This is a genomic window from Arthrobacter sp. YN (assembly GCF_002224285.1).
Lineage (GTDB): Bacteria > Actinomycetota > Actinomycetes > Actinomycetales > Micrococcaceae > Arthrobacter.
The window spans coordinates 849,081-866,255 of sequence record NZ_CP022436.1; the positions used below are offsets into that span (position 1 = coordinate 849,081).

General features: G+C 64.5%; 12 protein-coding genes. 2 read left to right on the plus strand and 10 right to left on the minus strand.

Annotated elements, in window-relative coordinates:
* Nucleotides 1-57: 57 nt before the first annotated feature.
* Nucleotides 58-714: a membrane protein YczE gene (yczE, locus tag CGK93_RS04030; RefSeq protein ID WP_089597177.1), complete on the plus strand. Its 657-nt coding sequence runs from the start codon at nt 58-60 to the stop codon at nt 712-714.
* A gap of 24 nt (nt 715-738) precedes the next feature.
* Here yczE and CGK93_RS04035 read toward each other — a convergent pair whose 3' ends face one another.
* From CGK93_RS04035 to CGK93_RS04045, 3 genes are read right to left on the minus strand one after another with little or no spacing between them, the layout of a single operon-like run.
* Complete coding sequence (locus tag CGK93_RS04035; protein ID WP_089593706.1) at nt 739-1,971, minus strand: glycoside hydrolase family 26 protein; 1,233 nt, start codon at nt 1,969-1,971, stop codon at nt 739-741.
* Entirely contained in the window at nt 1,962-2,399 is a 438-nt protein-coding gene (locus tag CGK93_RS04040) for an STAS domain-containing protein (protein ID WP_089593707.1), read from the minus strand. Before CGK93_RS04040 ends, CGK93_RS04035 begins: the two co-directional genes overlap by 10 nt.
* A 48-nt stretch (nt 2,400-2,447) precedes the next feature.
* The gene (locus CGK93_RS04045; protein WP_089593708.1) at nt 2,448-4,340 is read right to left on the minus strand and encodes a glycosyltransferase family 2 protein; all 1,893 of its coding nucleotides are present in this window, start codon (nt 4,338-4,340) and stop codon (nt 2,448-2,450) included.
* 340 nt (nt 4,341-4,680) lie between these two features.
* Here CGK93_RS04045 and CGK93_RS04050 point away from each other — a divergent pair, with 340 nt between their 5' ends.
* Nucleotides 4,681-5,943, plus strand: coding sequence for a glycoside hydrolase family 16 protein (locus tag CGK93_RS04050; RefSeq protein WP_089597179.1), 1,263 nt, complete (start codon nt 4,681-4,683; stop codon nt 5,941-5,943).
* Between the two features lie 211 nt (nt 5,944-6,154).
* Here the strand turns inward: CGK93_RS04050 and CGK93_RS04055 are convergent, their stop codons facing one another.
* The 7 genes from CGK93_RS04055 to CGK93_RS04085 all read right to left on the minus strand — a co-directional run bounded on the left by CGK93_RS04055 (nt 6,155) and on the right by CGK93_RS04085 (nt 17,117).
* Nucleotides 6,155-6,985: a DNA-formamidopyrimidine glycosylase family protein gene (locus CGK93_RS04055; RefSeq protein ID WP_089593709.1), complete on the minus strand. Its 831-nt coding sequence runs from the start codon at nt 6,983-6,985 to the stop codon at nt 6,155-6,157.
* Nucleotides 6,978-11,996: an Lhr family ATP-dependent helicase gene (locus CGK93_RS04060; protein WP_089593710.1), complete on the minus strand. Its 5,019-nt coding sequence runs from the start codon at nt 11,994-11,996 to the stop codon at nt 6,978-6,980. The genes CGK93_RS04055 and CGK93_RS04060 overlap by 8 nt, the downstream gene beginning before the upstream one ends.
* Nucleotides 11,997-12,051: 55 nt before the next feature.
* Nucleotides 12,052-12,687 carry a DUF4232 domain-containing protein gene (locus CGK93_RS23765; protein ID WP_198318443.1) on the minus strand — a complete coding sequence of 212 codons (636 nt, stop codon included), beginning with the start codon at nt 12,685-12,687 and terminating at the stop codon, nt 12,052-12,054.
* Nucleotides 12,688-12,791: 104 nt separating this feature from the next.
* Nucleotides 12,792-13,535, minus strand: a complete 744-nt coding sequence (locus CGK93_RS04070; protein WP_089593711.1) for a YcnI family copper-binding membrane protein — start codon at nt 13,533-13,535, stop codon at nt 12,792-12,794.
* Between the two features lie 119 nt (nt 13,536-13,654).
* Nucleotides 13,655-14,275 (minus strand): hypothetical protein, encoded by a 621-nt coding sequence (locus CGK93_RS04075; protein ID WP_089593712.1) that lies wholly within the window; start codon nt 14,273-14,275, stop codon nt 13,655-13,657.
* Between the two features lie 153 nt (nt 14,276-14,428).
* Nucleotides 14,429-14,986: an SRPBCC family protein gene (locus CGK93_RS04080; RefSeq protein ID WP_089593713.1), complete on the minus strand. Its 558-nt coding sequence runs from the start codon at nt 14,984-14,986 to the stop codon at nt 14,429-14,431.
* Nucleotides 14,987-15,134: 148 nt separating this feature from the next.
* Complete coding sequence (locus CGK93_RS04085) at nt 15,135-17,117, minus strand: serine/threonine-protein kinase (RefSeq protein WP_089593714.1); 1,983 nt, start codon at nt 17,115-17,117, stop codon at nt 15,135-15,137.
* Between the last annotated feature and the right edge of the window lie 58 nt (nt 17,118-17,175).

Below are 17,175 nucleotides of genomic sequence, written 5' to 3' on the forward strand. Positions count from 1 at the left end.
CCAGTATTCCAAACTGGCTATGGAATGCAAGGCCAGTTAACGTGGATGATGGGCATCATGATGACCCGAAGAATCACACAACTCCTGATCGGCCTCGCGATGTATGGCATCTCCTTGGCCATGTTCATCCGGGCAGGCCTTGGCTTGGACCCCTGGGACGTGTTCCACCAGGGTGTGTCCCAGAAGACCGGCTTCAGTATTGGCGTTGTGGTCATCGCGGTCAGCTTCCTTGTCCTGCTCCTCTGGATTCCGTTGCGGCAAATGCCAGGGATCGGAACCATCGCCAACGCGGTGCTCGTGGGACTCTTTGCCGACCTTGGACTGTGGCTGATCCCCGGGTTCTCCCACCTGGGAGGCCAGATCGCCATGCTTGCCGGAGCCGTGATCCTCAACGGTATTGCTTCTGCCTGCTACATCGGCGCCCGCCTCGGTCCCGGCGCCCGCGATGGCCTCATGACGGGCCTGGTTCGCCGCACGGGATGGTCCGTGCGACTGGTGCGCACCGGCATCGAAGTGGTGGTCCTTGCCGTGGGCTTCCTGCTGGGAGGCTCCGTAGGTGTGGGAACCGTGGTCTACGCCTTGGCGATTGGCCCGATCGTGCAAGTGCTGCTGCCGAAATTCATGGTTCCGGAACGGGTCAAGGCCACGGACGGCACGACTTCCGGTCCGGCAACGGAACCTGTGGAAGCCGTGCCGACAGCGCCCGCTGCCTAAGCCCAGCCGCTTGACCGGCGCAACCTAGCGGCACACCCCCAGATCCTCGCCGTACCGCAACCAGTCCGGCAGGTCCTGCGTCAGGGCATCGCGGATGGCGGGCGTTCCAGCGCTGCGCCAATCGACGTCGTCGTTAATTTCTATCTCGTACTTCTTCCACTCGAACCAGTTGATCATTTTCAATTGCGGAAACTGTTGGTGGGTTTCGGGGGAGAAGACCTGGCGCCACCAGGCCCGCTTGACGTCCAGCTCTGACGCTCCACCGCGCGCCGGCGTGAAGATCGCAGCCGTCTCCGGAATCCCTACCGGCTTCTGATGGTCCACTCCGTAGACCTGGTAGAAGTCCGGGACGGCACTGTCATCGCCTGCGGTTCCGTTGTAGGTGCCGGTAAGCATGGCCAGGAATTTGCCCGGCTCGGAGATGTCGTTGTTGCCCCAGGGTCGTTGGTTGCCCCAGTGATACAGCGACACGCCCACCCAATCCACGGCGTCATCCCCTGGGTAATAGGGGGCGTAGGTGTCATCGTTCATGGTGAGCGTACCGTCGTGGTCAGTGTCCAGGGTAGCGAAGTCCGGGGTGCCCGGTCTGGCGGCGAACTGGCCTCCCGTGAACGGGTAGCCACCGCCGTAGTTCGGTGCCCACATCATGGACGTACCCGGCGCCTGGGTATGCACGGCTGCTGCCACCTTTCGGAAAACCTCCACGTAGCGCAGCGGCTGCTGGCCCCAGGAATACCAGGAACCGTTCATCTCATGCGCAAAGCGCACGACGACGGGCGTCCCCTGATCGTTGATGGCCCGTAAGTCGGTGGCCAACGTGGCGATCACTTCGTCGCTCATGGTCGCCAAACCACCGTGTGGTTCCAGCGTCAGGAGAAGGACGCCGCCTGTGGGACGGACCTGGGTGACGGCGTTGGTGGTGTGGGACCACGTTTCGTCGTCGTATGGGATGTCCGAAAACTGGACCACCACCGCCGGATCATGCCCGAGATTGGCCTGGTGTTCTGCAAGGGTTTCAGAGTTCCAGTCCAGGTTGACGCCCAGCAACACCCCGTCCTTGGGCACGATGGTGGAAGCATCCACAGCCCTGCAGAGGGAGAGCGCCTGCACCACCGGCACCACCTCCTTGGACGCGAAACCCAGTCCAGTGGCGGCGAGGGCCGTCACCACCAACGGGATGAGCAGGCTGGCCCGCCGGCGCTTGCGATTCGGGTGGCCGCTGAAGGTGGGAGGTGCCGGCGCCACCGTCATCCCCATCCCAGGGTGCGGCGCGGACGCGCGAAGAGCCCACGCAAGCGTGACTGCGGCGCGAGGTGACGTGGCCCCGCCAGGTTCGTACCGCCGTCGAGCGCTTCCTGGCGGGTGGCGTAGATACGTGCCACCTGCCCCAGATGGGCTTGGAGCAGTGTTTGGTCGAGGGCGGAGGATGTGCCGAAAAGACGTAGATCGCCGCCGCGGGCGCGGAGCACGTGCAGTACTTCAAGCAGGCCAACGACGCCGGACGCGCCTACAGATGTCACGTCGGCAACGTTCAGCAGGACCACTATGGGGCCGTCGGCCGCGGCTTCTGCGGAGAGGTGGCGAACATCCAGGACGCTCAAAGCGTCCAAAGGGCCCGCGATGGTCAGATCGATTGACGTCAACAAGGTGGGGATGGAATTCGGGGCATGGGAAAGAACGGACATGGGGGCGCTCCTGGCTGGGGGTTGGAACGGCTTTATTCAGGTTTGTTGTCAGGGATGTGTTGGGCGTGAACCTTGTGTGGATTCGAGGACGCGGTTGAGCTCATGCGGGGTGGGAACCGGGCCCGCCAGATCCTCGCCGGGACCGCGGTACCGTGCGGCCCCGATCACCACGCTCAAAAGTGCCAGGTCCAAAGCAACCCAGGCCAACGTGATGAGCGTGGGACACAGCGGAGCTTCCCCGGTGGTTACGCGGGCGAGGCCAATGACCGCGGAAATAGCCAGCAACGCCATGGCCGCTACCTGCAGCCTGACGTGCTGGAAACCGCGTCCCGTGGCCTGTTTGCTCTTGGCCGTGACGGAGAAGGTGAGGTGCCTGCCGAGAAAAACGGCAGCCGCTCCTGAGCAAGTGGCGGCGATCCAGGTGGGAAAGAGCGCGAAAGACCATTGCTGGCCACGCCACAGACCCTTCGCGCCATTGCCCGCTACCTGGAACAACACCTGGCACGAAATGAAGAAGGGAAGGAACAGGCAGAAGAACACCACAGGACTGGCCGTCAACGGATAGGTGCCGGCCCACAGGAAAACCACCGGCGCTGCGATATAGCTCAGGGCGGCAAACCCGTTGAGGTAGCTGGTCATGGTGCCCAGATACATCAGGCGCTGGGCCACCGTGAGGCCACGAAGCAACAACGGGTTGTCGTTGAAAAACACCTGCATGGTTCCGGCTGCCCAGCGATGACGCTGGGAGAGCATGGTGGACACATCCTCAGGCGCCAGGCCGTGGACCAGGACCTCGTGGTGGTAAACGCTGCCCCACCCCATCGCGTGAAGGTGCATGGCGGTGGCCATATCCTCGGTAATGGTGGTGGTGTCCATGGGGTGGATGGCCAGTGCTTGGTCTGTGTGCGCCACATCCACCGACTCCAGGACGGCGTCGAGTTCGGGCACCACATCATCCATGGCATCAGGTACTGACAAAGCGGCCGTATGGAAGGCTACGCGGAGCTCGAAGGTGATCTCCGCCAAGACATCGCCCCTGCGGACCTGGTGCTCCGCACGCGCCATCGCTTTCAACGCCTCTTCGACCACCGGCATTGCCGCGGGGTGGCGCCTGCCAAGTTCACCCAGGAGATCCTGCAGCCTTGAGCGGCCCTTACGCAGGGAACTCCACGTCTGTTCCGTGGCTGTGCGCGTGTAGCGGGTCAAGCCCAGGGCCATGAGGGCTTCCCGGCGCAGGACAGCATTCGAGCCGCAGAAGAACGCCGCGTCCCAGCCATCCTTGCCTTGCTGGATGGGGCCGTAGAACAGTTCCGCCTGGCTGCCCAGGGGATCCCGGTCTGTGACATTCCAAAAGTGCTGCGGGGTTTGGACGAAGGCCACTTCTTCAGCATCGAAATAGCCCAGGACGCGGTCCAGGAAGCGGGGTTCAGGGACCTGATCGGCGTCCAGGATTGCCACGAACTCACCGGTGGTCATGGACAGGGCGTTGTTGACGTTGCCTGCTTTTGCGAAGCGCTGCCTCCCTTCCCATTCGGGTCCGCGGGTGATGTACCCGACGCCTATCTGCCCGGCTGCCTTCGCGAATTCGGTGCGGTTGCCGTCGTCCAGGATCCATGTTTGGTGCGGGTACTCCATATCCCTGGCGGCGATGGCCGTTTTGAGGACAAGGTCGAGTGGTTCGTTGTAGGTGGCGATGAAAACGTCTACCGTCCTGCCCGGAAGGGCCGGCGGGGGAGGCGGCCGTCGTCGAGCGTTCCACATGGTGACCGCGTACAGGGCGGATTCGCCCAGGCTGTAAGTCTCGGCCACCACGAGTGGCAGCGAAATCCACCATGCGTCCCACGCGACCGTGCCGGACCATCGCCAACTGATGTAGATCAATCCAAAGGAAACCACCAGAACTGCAAGAATCCTTACCAGTATTTGTCTGTAAATGCCCATTTTTAGCCTCCGGTAACTGCTGGGGAAAAGGCCAAGGCGCGCAGCATGCCCGAACACCCTCGGAGTGAAGGTTGGGAGGACACGGCTGACGCGCCTGGAGCATGCATCGTCGATGCTCAGAGGAAGGAATTCGGCTGCGAACGGAATTTCCCTATGCCATCTGGGGTGACATCATTTTCATCGCCCAAATGGTTCCTCATTCCACTTTCCCCCGCTTCTATTTCATCGCTGTTACGAAAAAGAAAAGTAAAGTCGCGGTGATTATTTCCAGGCCGTGACGTTTTGTGTGTCGTCCTGAAAAGGCTTGCGCGCGGATTGCCGCACCGTCAGAGTGGCAACCATGAAGCGAAGACTCATGCCCCTGACGATGCTCGTCGCCGGCCTGACCCTCGCAGCTGCTGTCATAGCTCCGGAGCCGTCCGCAATGGCCGCAGCGGGCATGCCGGCCCCGGGTGCGCTGGTGTGGAGTGACGAGTTCAACGGCCCTGCCGGCACCGCGCCGGACCCCGGAAAATGGTCCTACGACACTGGAGGATCCGGCTGGGGCAACGGCGAACTCCAGTACTACACGTCCAGCCCCAGGAATGCCGCAGCAGACGGCAGGGGAAACATGGCCATCACGGCACGCAAGGAGAATCCTGCCGGCTACCAGTGCCACTACGGCTCATGCCAATACACGTCCGCACGCCTCCTCACCGCCGGAAAATTCAGCCGGACGCAAGGTCGGTTCGAAGCCCGCCTTAAACTACCTCAAGGGCAAGGTATGTGGCCCGCATTCTGGATGCTGGGCAACAACGTCTTCACCGACGGTTGGCCAGCCAGCGGGGAACTGGACGTCATGGAAAACGTCGGCAAGGAACCCGGAACTGTGTGGGGAAGCATCCACGGCCCCGGCTACTCGGGGGCGAACTCGTCCAACGCCAGCTACACCCTCACCAACGGCAAAGCACTGGGTGATGCCTTCCATACGTTCACTGTGGACTGGGGACCCGAATCCATCACGTGGTACATCGACGGCACTCCCTACTCACGGAAAACCAAGGCCACAACGCCGGGCCCTTGGGTCTTCGATCACAACTTCTTCCTCCTGCTGAACCTTGCCGTGGGAGGCAACTGGCCAGGATCACCCGATTCAGGCACAGCGTTCCCCGGGTCCCTGCTGGTTGATTACGTCCGCGTGTATGAACTCGCTGCTGCTCCATCCCCACCCGTCACCACGGCCGGCATCCGGATCCAGGGCTACGCGGGTAAATGCATCGACGTTGCCGGCCGGCAAGCTGTGGATGGCGCTCAACTGCAACTGTGGGACTGCGATACGGCAGCCTCGGAGCAATGGACTTTCGCCGCCGACGGCACCATCCGCTCACTGGGAAAATGCATGGACGTGGCCTGGGGATCCACATCCAACGGCGCACGCATCCAACTCACCGGCTGCAACGGCAACGCGGCGCAGCAGTTCGTCCTGAACAACGCCGGGGACCTGGTTAATCCGCAGGCCAATAAGTGTGTTGACGTCGCCGATTGGAGTCCATCCAACGGTGCACGGCTGCAATTATGGGATTGCGCCGGGTCCGCCAACCAGAAGTGGTGGCGGATGGCGTAGGAAAGCGTCCGACGGCGGCGCGCGACTTTACGGGGCCCGTTCGACTATTGCTGGGGCGGCTGGGGAGCTTCCTGGAGTAGTCGGCCGGCGCGTGGGTGTGCGTCGTCGTCGCGGCGGCTGGTGGGTCGCCCGGCCGGGCTGGTTGTTCTGGGCCCGGCCGGGCGGGGCTACGGCTGGGCTGGTTTTCGGTGGAGTGTTTGCCGTTTCCGCTTTACGGAGCCGGCTGGCACCTCGGGCAGAAGTAGATGTCCCGTTCCTCGGTTCCATCCGGGCCGGCCAACAGGCCACGCCGAACCGTGGCGCCACAGCGCCTGCACGGTTGGCGTTCCCTGCCGTAAACCCAATACCCGGGCCTCAAGGCGCGTGGGCCCAGAGTGGTCCGGCGGCCTGGGCCAAGGTTTTCGCCGAGGAGCCGCTTGGCGTCGTTCACCGTCGTGGCGAGGTCCGGAACCTCTCCCACAGGGAGGGCGGGGTGGATGCCGGAGAGGTAGCAGGCTTCGCAGCGGTAGATGTTGCCAATGCCGGCAAGCTTCCGCTGGTCCAACAGCGCGAAACCCACGGTGACGTCCGGCTCGGCCCGCAGCCTCCGCAGAGCTTCTTCCTCGTTCCAATCGGGGCCGAGCAGGTCCGGTCCCAGGTGTCCAACTATCTTGCCTTCCTCGGCGGTGGGCACCACTTCCAGGATGCCCAGTGAGAACCCCACTGCGTCAGCCGTGGCTGTGCGGAGCACACACCGTGCCGTATGGCCGGGCTTGGTCCATCGACCACCCGGCGGATAGATCATCCAGTTCCCCTCCATTTTCAGGTGGGAGTGGATGGTCAGGGCACGCGGCCTTTTGCTGGCGCCGGGTGCCTCGTCCACTGGGCCGGTGAGGCGCATCAAGAGGTGTTTGCCCCGGGGGACCACCTCGGTCATGGTCCAGCCTGCGAGGTTCAGGGTGGCGAAGCGTGGCACACGGAAGTCGGAGGCCGTGATGGTTTGTCCGGCCAAGGCCTCGTTCAGCCGCGACGCAGCGCGCCAAATGGAATCACCCTCAGGCACGGATCCGGAGTCCCTTCGGAGTGGAGTAGGCGCCGGCTGCTGCCAGGGCAACGGCAATGGGGGTTTCGAGGAGGTCGTGGCCGTTGACCTTCTCCATGAAGAGCTTGTCTACGGCGCCGCGGCGCACCACATCCACCAAAGCCTGGGCCGCAAGAGCCAGCACGGCTTCGTCTTGGTTGAACGTGAGCAGCGTCTTGCCGCCGCGTTCCACGTAAAGGACCAACGCGCCGTCGACCATCACCACCAACGCTCCGGCCTTCCGACCGGGACGGTGCCCGGACCCGGCGTCGACTGACAAAGCAGGCCAGGGAAGGGCCGCGCCGTACGGATTGGCAGGATCCGTTGCGGCCAAGGCCAAAGCCGACGGTTCTGCCTTGGAAATGCGGGCATCCTCTGTGAAGGACCTCAGCCGGTCCACCGTTGCCGGGACTGCGAACTGGGCGGCACCCAAATGCTCGATGAAGTAGCCGCGGCGGCACCGGCCTGCCTCCTCCAACCGGGCAAGCACTTTGTACATGAGCCCGAAGCCGCCAATGATGTTCTCCGCCATGACTGAACCGCGGGTCACCACGCCGTACCTGTCCAACAGCAGTTCGGCCGTGCCGCGGGCATGGATGGTGGGATCCAATTCCGGGGCAGGCAGGGCCGACCATCGGCCCACAGCAGACGGCGGTGCAGCAGCAATTCCGCCTGATACCGAGCCGTAACGACCGCCGGTAAGCCCGGGCGAGCCCAGCAGGCCGGTCCCGTGCGAGCGCCCCAGCCTGCTGAGGCGGGGAGCCCGCGCCCTCGGGGCCTTGGCCACCTGCCGGTGGGCGGTTTTGCCGCCGGCGATCATGGCACGCACGGGAGCGAAGGTATCTCCTGTCACCCTGCCGGCCCAGACCAGGTCCCACAGCGCAGAGACCACGGCGTCGTCACTCAACACCGAATCCATGCCGCCCGCCACGTCAGTGAGTTGCCGGAAGAAGTAGCCTCCGCCTGCGCTGAAGTGCTCCAGGAGCCGCTGTTGTGCGTCGCCGGGTTCGAACTCGGGGGAGGGGTTGAGGGTCAGCTCGGCGGAATCGGCCACGTGGAGGCTGATCCAGCCGTCGTTTCCCGGGAGCGAACCGGCACCGGACCACAGGAGCTCGCCCGCGGCCATCAGTTCGTCGAGCATGGCCGGTTTGTAGTCCGCCACCCGGCTCGCCAGCACCAAAGGCTCCCAGGCTGAGGCGGGGATTGGTACGCCGGACAGCTGGTCCACGGCCGTGATGATGCCGTCCAGTCCGCGCAACGCCTGGCTCCGCGACTTGCCCGGTGGGGTGACGTTTTGCCAAGCCGGCAGGAACCGCCCGTAAGCGGCGGTGTCAACGGGCTCCACTTCGGCGCGGAGGGCAGCAAGGGAACGGCGGCGCAGCTTGCGCAGAACTTCGGCATCGCACCACTCGCTGGACGGCGGGGCGTCCAGGGTCATGAGCTCGCGATCTGCCCCTTCCGCCATGGGCTGGGGTTCGGCCACAGCGTGTGGACGGAACTCTCCCTCCACCACACGGCCGTCCCCGGCCAGGCGTTTCAGGGCCGTGTTGACCACCGCTACACCGAGTCCCAACCTTGAGGCTGCTTCCGACGCCGTGAACGGTCCGTGCGTGCGTGCATACCGGGAGACGAGGTCACCCAAAGGATCATTGACCGGCTCAATGAACGCCAAAGGAACACCCATCGGCAGGGGAACGCCGATTGCGTCGCGGAGTCTTGCGGAATCCTCCACCGCAGCGAAGCGTTCGACGCCGCCGATGGTCACCTTGAGCGCACGGTTGGCTTTCTGCAGGGAAGCGAGGTGCGATCCGGCGTCGGTGACGGTGCCCGGTGGCGCGGCCGGCGGAGCTTCCTCCAGATGTTCGGCGCCGTCCGGATGATCTGCGCTGACATGCTGCTCCAACGTTCCTGGCTGCTGCATTGTTTCTGCGGGCTCCACGCCTTGAAGCCGTTCCGCCACTTCTTCAACGCTGAGCGGACCCAACAACCGCAGCAGGTCAGCCACGCCCTCCATCCCACGCACGCGCCGGTCAGGGGCCAGCCGCTGCAGCTCCCTTTCAGTGGAGTCGATGACTGCCGCATCCAGGAGCTCGCGCAGTTCCACACGCCCCAGGAGTTCGTTGAGGAGAGTGGAGTCCAACGCGAGGGCGGCAGCACGGCGTTCTGCCAAGGGGGAATCGCCCTCGTACAGGAATTGGGCCACATAGCCGAACAACAGCGACTTCGCGAAGGGGGAGGGCTGCTGAGTTGTGGTCTCCACGATCCTGAGTTCACGGCGCTCCACGGAGGCTGCAATGTCTTTCAAGGCGGGGAGATCGTAAACATCCTGCAAGCATTCACGCACCGTTTCGAGCACGATGGGGAAGGACGGATACTTCCGGGCGACGTCCAGTAATTGGGCTGAGCGTTGCCGCTGCTGCCACAGCGGTTGCCGTTTGGCCGGGTTTTGGCGGGGCAACAGGAGCGCCCTGGCCGCGCACTCGCGGAACCGTGAGGCGAACAATGCACTGCCGCCCACTTCTGCAGTGACGATCTGCTCCAGTTCCTCCGGGTCAAACAGGAACAGCTCAGCGCCGGGCGGCTCATCTTCCATCATCGGCACGCGCAGGACGATGCCGTCGTCGGCCGCCATCGCGGAACCGTCCAGTCCGTAACGTTGCTGCAGACGTTGCCCCACCGCGAGTGCCCAGGGGGCGTGGACGGGCATGCCAAAGGGGCTGTGGAGCACAACCCGCCAGTCGCCCAGCTCGTCATGGAAGCGCTCCACCACCAGCGTTCTGTCGCTGGGAACAATCTCCGTAGCTTCCTTTTGTTCCCTGAGGTACTGAAGCAGGTTGCTTGCCGCGAAGGCGTCCAGGCCACTGGCTTGGCAGCGTTCCATGGCGGGAGCCTCGTCAGCGGCGGAGAGTTCGCGGATGAAAGCGCCGAGCGCCCGGCCGAGGTCAACGGGGCGGCCGAGGGAGTCACCCTTCCAGAAGGGGAGCTTGCCCGGTTGGCCGAAGGCCGGGGAGACCAGGACGCGGTCGTGGGTGATGTCCTCGATCTTCCAACTGGTGGCGCCAAGCGCAAAGACATCACCGACCCGGGATTCGTACACCATTTCCTCATCGAGTTCACCTACCCGGCGGCCGCCCTTGGCCGCGCGGGCGGAGGCAGTGGGTTCACTCCCGTCCCCGCTGCCGGGGGAAGCTGAGCCCTCGACCTCCGTGCCGATGATGTACACGCCGAACAGTCCCCGGTCCGGGATGGTGCCACCGGAGGTCACTGCCAAGCGTTGGGCTCCTGGCCTGCCCTCAATGGTTCCTGCATGCCGGTCCCAGATGATGCGCGGCCGCAGCTCGGCGAACTCGTCGGAGGGGTACCGGCCGGCCAAGAGGTCCAGGGTGGCCTCGAACGCGGAGCGCGGCAGGCTGGCGAAGGGTGCGGAACGCCGCACAGTGCTGAACCAGTCTTCGACGTCAATGCTCCCCAGCGCAGTTGCCGCGACCGTCTGCTGGGCCAGGATGTCCAAAGGATTCGTGGGGATGCTCAACCGTTCAATCTGTCCACTGAGCATGCGTTCCACTGTGACGCTTGTGTGCAGGAGATCCGCCCTGTGCTTGGGGAACAGCACGCCTTCGGAAATCTCGCCCACTTGGTGTCCGGCGCGTCCTACCCGCTGGAGGCCACTGGCAACCGACGGCGGAGACTCCACCTGGATGACCAAGTCCACAGCACCCATATCGATGCCAAGTTCCAGGGATGAGGTTGCCACCACGCACCGGAGCCTGCCGGACTTGAGGTCGTCCTCGATCATGGCGCGCTGGTCTTTGGACACCGAGCCGTGGTGGGCACGGGCCAACACGGGATCGGCACCGGTGGTACTGCCGGCCTGCGCCATCATGTGAGCCGGCGTGGCGGTGGACGCCGGCACTGTGGATGCCGGAGCTATGGACCCCGACGCGCCGGGGCTGTCCTCCGGTGCTGCCCACTCTCCGCCGCCCACTGCCATCAATTGCCGTTCGGCGTAAATTTCATTGAGCCGTGCCGTCAGGCGCTCCGAAAGACGCCGGGAATTGGCAAACACAATGGTGGATTGCTTGGACAGGACCAGATCAACAATCTGTTCCTCCACATGCGGCCAGATAGAGGCCTGCGGCTGTAGGCCGGACGCCGGGCCGGAATCGAACGCTCCGGCAGCACCCTGCAGGTCCGACATGTCCTCCACAGGGACAGTGACGGTGAGGTTCCAGTTCTTCTTCGACGGCGGAGCCACGATTTCGACCGGAGCCTGGCCCGCCAGGAACTGCGCCACCAACTCGCGCGGTTGGACGGTAGCCGAGAGCCCGATGCGCTGCGCCGGCTTGGGAAGCAAGGCATCCAGACGTTCCAGCGAGACGGCAAGGTGCGCCCCGCGTTTAGTACCCGCAACGGCGTGCACTTCGTCGATGATGATGGTGTCCACTTCGCTGAGCGTCTCCCGGGCACGGGAGGTCAGCATGAGGAACAGGGACTCGGGTGTGGTGATCAGGATGTCCGGTGGGTTGGTCAACAGCGTACGGCGATCTGCCGCCGTCGTATCTCCTGAACGGACACCGACCGTGACAAGCGGTGCGGGCAGTCCCAAACGCTTGGCAGTCTGGGTGATGCCAATCAGCGGCGCCCGGAGGTTCCGCTCAACGTCCACGCCCAGCGCTTTCAGCGGCGATATATAGAGGACACGTGTTTTAGTCTTGGGTCTTTTGGTCCGGCCCTTGCCGTTGGCGGGGACGGTCTCCAAACCCGGAAGGGTATCCGTCGGGCTGGAATGAAGCCGATCCAAGGCCCAAAGGAACGCTGCGAGGGTTTTGCCGGAACCAGTGGGCGCAACTACCAGGGCATGCGAACCTGACGAGATCGCGTTCCACGCCCCGTCCTGCGCGGGGGTGGGCTCGGAAAAAGCGCCGAGGAACCATTCCCTGGTTGCCTGGGTGAAACGGCTGATGGCGCCATCCGACGCCTGCGGCTCCTGCATTCATCCATCATGCCCCACGGCCCCGACAGAATAAGACGGCGCCGTGGGGACAGTGTCAGACTGCCTGGAATGCGGTGATGGTCAGGAGCTTGATACCGGCGTTGCTGCACGCATCATGCGGCTCAGCGACGAACAGCGATGCTGTGTCGTTCGGCGGGTAGATACGGAAACCGGCAGCGGGGACCTTGGTGCAATCGCCGTAGTTACCGGCCTGCGTGTAGCGGATTTCGGCCCACGCCGACTTGCCCGCGGCCAGTTCGATCTTGGTGACCGGGGTGGTGGTTTCGCGGGTTGCCGGCTCGCCGATCGGTTCACCATTGGCATCGGCGGTCAGTGAGACACCTGCGAAGCCCTCCAGGATGCAGGGTGTGGTGCCGGAGTTCGTCAAGATCAGCTTCTCGTAGATGCTGCCTGCTGCTCCGCCGCCGGTTGAATCGGTAGCAGCTGTCAGGGACGCTGCTTTGCACAGGGTGGCATCTGCCGGAGCAGCCGACGTCGCCGACGGCGATGGGGTCGTTGTGGCCGTTGCCGAAGGTGAGCTGGGGGTCGACGAGGCCGACGGAGTTGAAGAAGTGGGCGGGGCACTGCTGCTTTCCGCCGGGCTGGGGCTTGGCCCGCAGGCTGCCAGGAGCAGCAGTGAAGCGGCTGCCGTCGTCGTCACAAGTCCGGTTTTAATGCGCTGAGTCCACATGGGCACCAGCCTTGCCCTGGCTGTGACGTGAGTCAATTGAGCCACGGCGAAGTGCCTGGATTGGCGCCCGGATCGTAATCTTCCGGGCGCCAACCCGGGGGCAACTACTTGGAGGAATCAGCCTTGACCGCTGCGGGTTTGGCAGCGCGGCTGCGGAAGAACGCAGCACCGCCCAGGCCCAAACCAGCGATGCCGGCGATCAGACCGGCCCAGCTTCGTGCCTGCGAGCCGTCGTCGGAGGTCACTGCCGAGGCCTGCTCTGTGGAGACGGCGGTTGCAGCGTGGTGGTCACCTTCCGCAACTGCGGGCGTGACGGTGACCGACGGCGCCGGAGCCTTGAGATCGTGGGGGTCCTGGCCCTCCTTGGCGATCTCGGACCAATCGGTCTGGCCCTGCTCGCAGGTCTGCAGCGTGGGGAAGTAGAGGGTCTTGCCGGCTGCATCCGGCAGCTTGACGGACAGGACCAACGCGTCACGCAGGTGAGGGTCAAGCGGGGCCTTGGCCGTGTACACAATCTGGCTTGTGCGCTTGGTGATGGAGGTGCCGTCATCCAGCTTCTTGGGCTCGGCCAGGGTCTCCGTGACCTTCTCCACGGTCCAGTTCGGGTTGACGGTCGGCTGTGCGTCATTCAGCTCTTCGGGGAGTGAAATGGCAACTTTTGTGGTGCCGGACGTGTCGCAACCGTGGGGGATGCCGAAGGTGACCAAAGCGTACGAGTTGGCAGCGGTCTTGTTCGGGTCGGCAGAAACGTGGGCAGAGGCTCCGGCCAGACCTGCCATCATCAGGGCGGCGGTTCCACCGGCGACGGCGGTAGCGGAAAGGGTGCGACGGAGGGCGGACTTGTTCATGGGATTGCCTTTCGGGGGCGCCGGCTGAGGCGGCGCGGGGGTACGGGTTGAAGGCCCGTCACCATGCAAAGTCTTTGCGTTTGCGGCGCGCTGTTGCGTCGCCTTGGTGCCGGGCGGAACTAGGGAAGTACGACGACGGCGGGCGGGCCGCGTCGGCTGTCTTGCCTGAGGTTCCGCCAGGGGCGGGGGATGAAGACGTCGGGTGCGCCAACCGCGACAGGGGAGGCGCCGGCGTCGGGCCTGAACACCAAGGTCGGCAGGGCGAGCAGCGGCCGTAGCCAGGCCGCCAACTGCCAGAGCGCATCTTCACCCTTGGTCAGGACGATCGCAGAAGCAAAGGTAGCGATGACGTGGCCCACCAGCATCAAGGTGCCGAAAGCCGTCCCGAGCTCATGGGTGTGCGCTGCTGCGATGTCCAGGCCGGGGCTCAAGGAACCGCCGCCCAGGTGGTGGTTCGCCGCCGGACCCGTGGCTGTGATGGGCCCCAAGGCCGTGAAGGCCTCGTGAAGCACCAATTGTCCCGCGCCCAAGAGGCCCGCCATGGAGACGAGGTTCAGCTTGAAACGGGTAGCCAGTGTTGCCACCAGAGCCGTCAGCACCACGAGCGCCAACAGGACCGGGGCCGTGGGAAGCGTCCCGCCGCCCACAATGTGGGCACCTGCTGCGAGGAGAACCACCACAAGGGAGACGGCGCCCGACCGCAGAGCATGGAAGGGAGCCCGGGTCCGCGATGTGCGCACGTGGTCCTCCCTGATCTCATTTGTTGCTTGATTGTCGGCGTCTTGATTCTATCGGGAGTTCGGCGCCGGCCTGGCCTCGGATGGGTGGCTATGTGGATAGGTGCGCCGAGGGGCGGGATCCCGGCACTTTGGCAGCGACGAAAGAGGTGAGAGCTAACCCCTCGCCCGCCGGACGAAGGTTGCTTGTGGGGGCTGAGGCACTTTCGCTGCGGAAGTGGAACGACGACGGCGGAGCTCCAGTTTGAGGCTCTGCTCGCCGCGCGCCATGGCCCAGTGATGGTTGGCCGAGAATGCGGGTTTGAGGAGCCAGCTCAGGCGTCGGAGCAGTGGTTTGGCTGCGCTGACCCGCCAATCGTAGGTGATGACCACTTCCGGGCCGTCGGTTTCAAAAGTCCACCGACCTGTTCCATTAAGATCGCCAGCGGCGGTGAGGGCGAAGCCGTCGAGGCTCACGGGCTCTGTGACGGTCAGACGCCAACGCAGGGTATACGGAAGCCAGCCCTTGGTGTGAAGGTCGAAGGCGGCGCCAACGCCGTCGGGTTGGCCGTCGGCCACGGGAGTGACCGTGAGATAGACAGACGGCCACCATTGCCTGAGAGTCCGGGCGTCACCGAGGATGTCCAAGACTTCCTGGCGGGTTCCCGCTACACGCCACACGGTGACGAACTCGTAGTCAGTGCTTCTGCTGGTTCTTTTGGTGGTCCCGGCCATTGTTGCCTCCGCGGTCCGTGCTGGTTCCGATGGTGTCTTGTGGCATCCGGGGCCAATCTACTCCTGGCTTCGTCGAAGGGTTAGCTCTCGCCCCTTTGAGCGCGTGAAAGGGGTGAGATCCGGCCCCTCGGTGGAGGCGAAGACGGAGCTACTCGCCCGAGTTCTCCCGGGACGTGATGCCGAAGGGGGCTGACTTGAGCTCGGTGAAGTTTCCCACGCTGGCCCGGACCGTGCATTGCGGCGTGATCTGCAGAGCAGTGACGGTGAGTCCTGAGCTGTCCACTGCCAACGCCCCGCCACAACCGTCGGCGAACCGCACTCCCTTTTCACCGCCGGTGACTGCGTCGAGCATCTGCGATGGCTTACCCGAGGCCGGGCTGACGTAGAGGGGATTGAGTTCATCGGCGCCGCCTGCCCACACTGGAACCAGCGTGATTTTCAGGGGACTGGGCGTGACAACGCGGGCAGGGGTGCGGACCTCCACACCCTTGAGGCGTTGTACCGGGTACGCGGTGCCTTTGACGGCAGGGTTCTGCGTGGCGGCCGTGGTTGCGGCCGATCCGCTGCGGAGCCAGGCATCGATTGCTTTCTGGTCCGCGGGCTGCACAGGTACCTTGGCGGTCAGTTGTACAGATCCGCCGGCGGCAATCTCCATCCCGGACACCTTCCAGCCGCACTCAACGTCAAGGCCGGTGATGGAAGCCTGGTTACGGCTCACAGCGCCACCATCCCACGTCACAGCCGGGCAGGCATCGCCATCGGCAAGTCCGGGGATGACCTCAAGGAATTCACCGGACAACGGCGCTTTCTGAGCCGAGTAGGACACCGTCAATCGAACCTGGCCGGACGAAGGCTCGTACGTTGCACTCCGCGAAATGGCGAGGCCTGTCGGCAGGGCAGGGTCCTGCAGTTGCGCTGACAGCTGTTGTCCGGGAGGCGTGGGTGCTGCCTGCTGGGTGGCGGGGGACAGGAGGATAAAACCCACCACCATGGCCACGATCAGGAAAACAGCGCCAGCGGCCAGAAGCAGCGCTTTGCGTGTCCGCCAAAACGGGGTCGAGTCTTTTTCCTCTGCCCTTTCCTCCGCTTGGTGACGGACCTCGCGGCGCGGCATGGGGCGTGCAATGGTAGCGCTGCCGGCCTGCCCCAGGTCCGGAGCCACAGCATCGACGCCGGAAGGTGGGACCGCTGCAAAGGCTGCGAGTTCGTCATCGGTAAAGGCGCCGCGGACGACGGTAGCGGGACGTTCGACGTCGTCGAACTCTTCGGGCGCTGTCCCCCGGAGGAGAGCGGGCTTGCCCGCAAGACCGGGCGCCAGGCGTCGGAGGGTCGACGCAGCCTCAGCGGCCGTTGGTCGTTGGTTGGGGTCTTTGGACAACAGCCGATCCAGGACGCTCCACAAAGCATCATCCACCGGAATACGGGGCGGTCGCGAAGAGACATGGCGGTAAGCAACGCTGAAGTCCGTCCCCGGACCCGCGAACGGCGTGCGGCCGGCAAGGAGTTCGTAGAGCAGGACTCCCGTGGAATAGACATCTCCGGCGGGCCCGGACCGGCCTTGGCTGATGAGTTCGGGAGGCATGTACTGCGGAGTGCCGATCAGGCCTGTCGTCTGGCGGATTTTCTCGCCCACGACGTCGGAAATGCCAAAGTCGGACACACGCACGTCGCCGCTTTCACACTCGGACCACGGGCGGGCCAGGAGCACATTGTCCGGCTTGATGTCACGGTGCGTCACGCCCCGCGAGTGGGCGAACGCGAGGGCATCGAAGATTTCGGCGGCAACTTTCACTGCTTCTTCGGAGGGCATCGGGCCTGCGTCCTTGACGACGTCGCGCAGCGAGCCGCCCGCGATGTAGTCCATGACGATGGCCAGCCGTTCACCCTCAACCACCATGTCCCGTACCGTGACGATGCTTGAATCCTGCAGACCAAGCAGCACGGAGCGCTCGCGGACGAACCGCTCTACCAAGGAGGGGTCATCGGCATGCTCCGGGCGCAGGACTTTGGCCGCCAGGGTGCGGCCGTCTGTGGACGTGACGGTCCAGACTTCGCCCACAGCCCCTGAGCCCACCCGCTCCCCAAAGCGGTAGGACGCGCCCAACGCCTGACCCGTTTGTGCCAATTGCATGTCCGTACTCTCCAAAGCTGTCGATCTGATGTCCGGGCCCGTCCCGCGGACCCCTGCA

Bases quoted from the DNA above. Each gene is read 5' to 3' on its own strand.
- CGK93_RS04085 (WP_089593714.1), bottom strand. From the start codon at position 17,117: ATGCAATTGGCACAAACGGGTCAGGCGTTGGGCGCGTCCTACCGCTTT.
- CGK93_RS04040 (WP_089593707.1), bottom strand. From the start codon at position 2,399: ATGTCCGTTCTTTCCCATGCCCCGAATTCCATCCCCACCTTGTTGACG.
- CGK93_RS04050 (WP_089597179.1), top strand. From the start codon at position 4,681: ATGAAGCGAAGACTCATGCCCCTGACGATGCTCGTCGCCGGCCTGACC.
- CGK93_RS23765 (WP_198318443.1), bottom strand. From the start codon at position 12,687: ATGTGGACTCAGCGCATTAAAACCGGACTTGTGACGACGACGGCAGCC.
- CGK93_RS04070 (WP_089593711.1), bottom strand. From the start codon at position 13,535: ATGAACAAGTCCGCCCTCCGTCGCACCCTTTCCGCTACCGCCGTCGCC.
- CGK93_RS04080 (WP_089593713.1), bottom strand. From the start codon at position 14,986: ATGGCCGGGACCACCAAAAGAACCAGCAGAAGCACTGACTACGAGTTC.
- CGK93_RS04060 (WP_089593710.1), bottom strand. From the start codon at position 11,996: ATGCAGGAGCCGCAGGCGTCGGATGGCGCCATCAGCCGTTTCACCCAG.
- yczE (WP_089597177.1), top strand. From the start codon at position 58: ATGATGACCCGAAGAATCACACAACTCCTGATCGGCCTCGCGATGTAT.
- CGK93_RS04035 (WP_089593706.1), bottom strand. From the start codon at position 1,971: ATGGGGATGACGGTGGCGCCGGCACCTCCCACCTTCAGCGGCCACCCG.
- CGK93_RS04045 (WP_089593708.1), bottom strand. From the start codon at position 4,340: ATGGGCATTTACAGACAAATACTGGTAAGGATTCTTGCAGTTCTGGTG.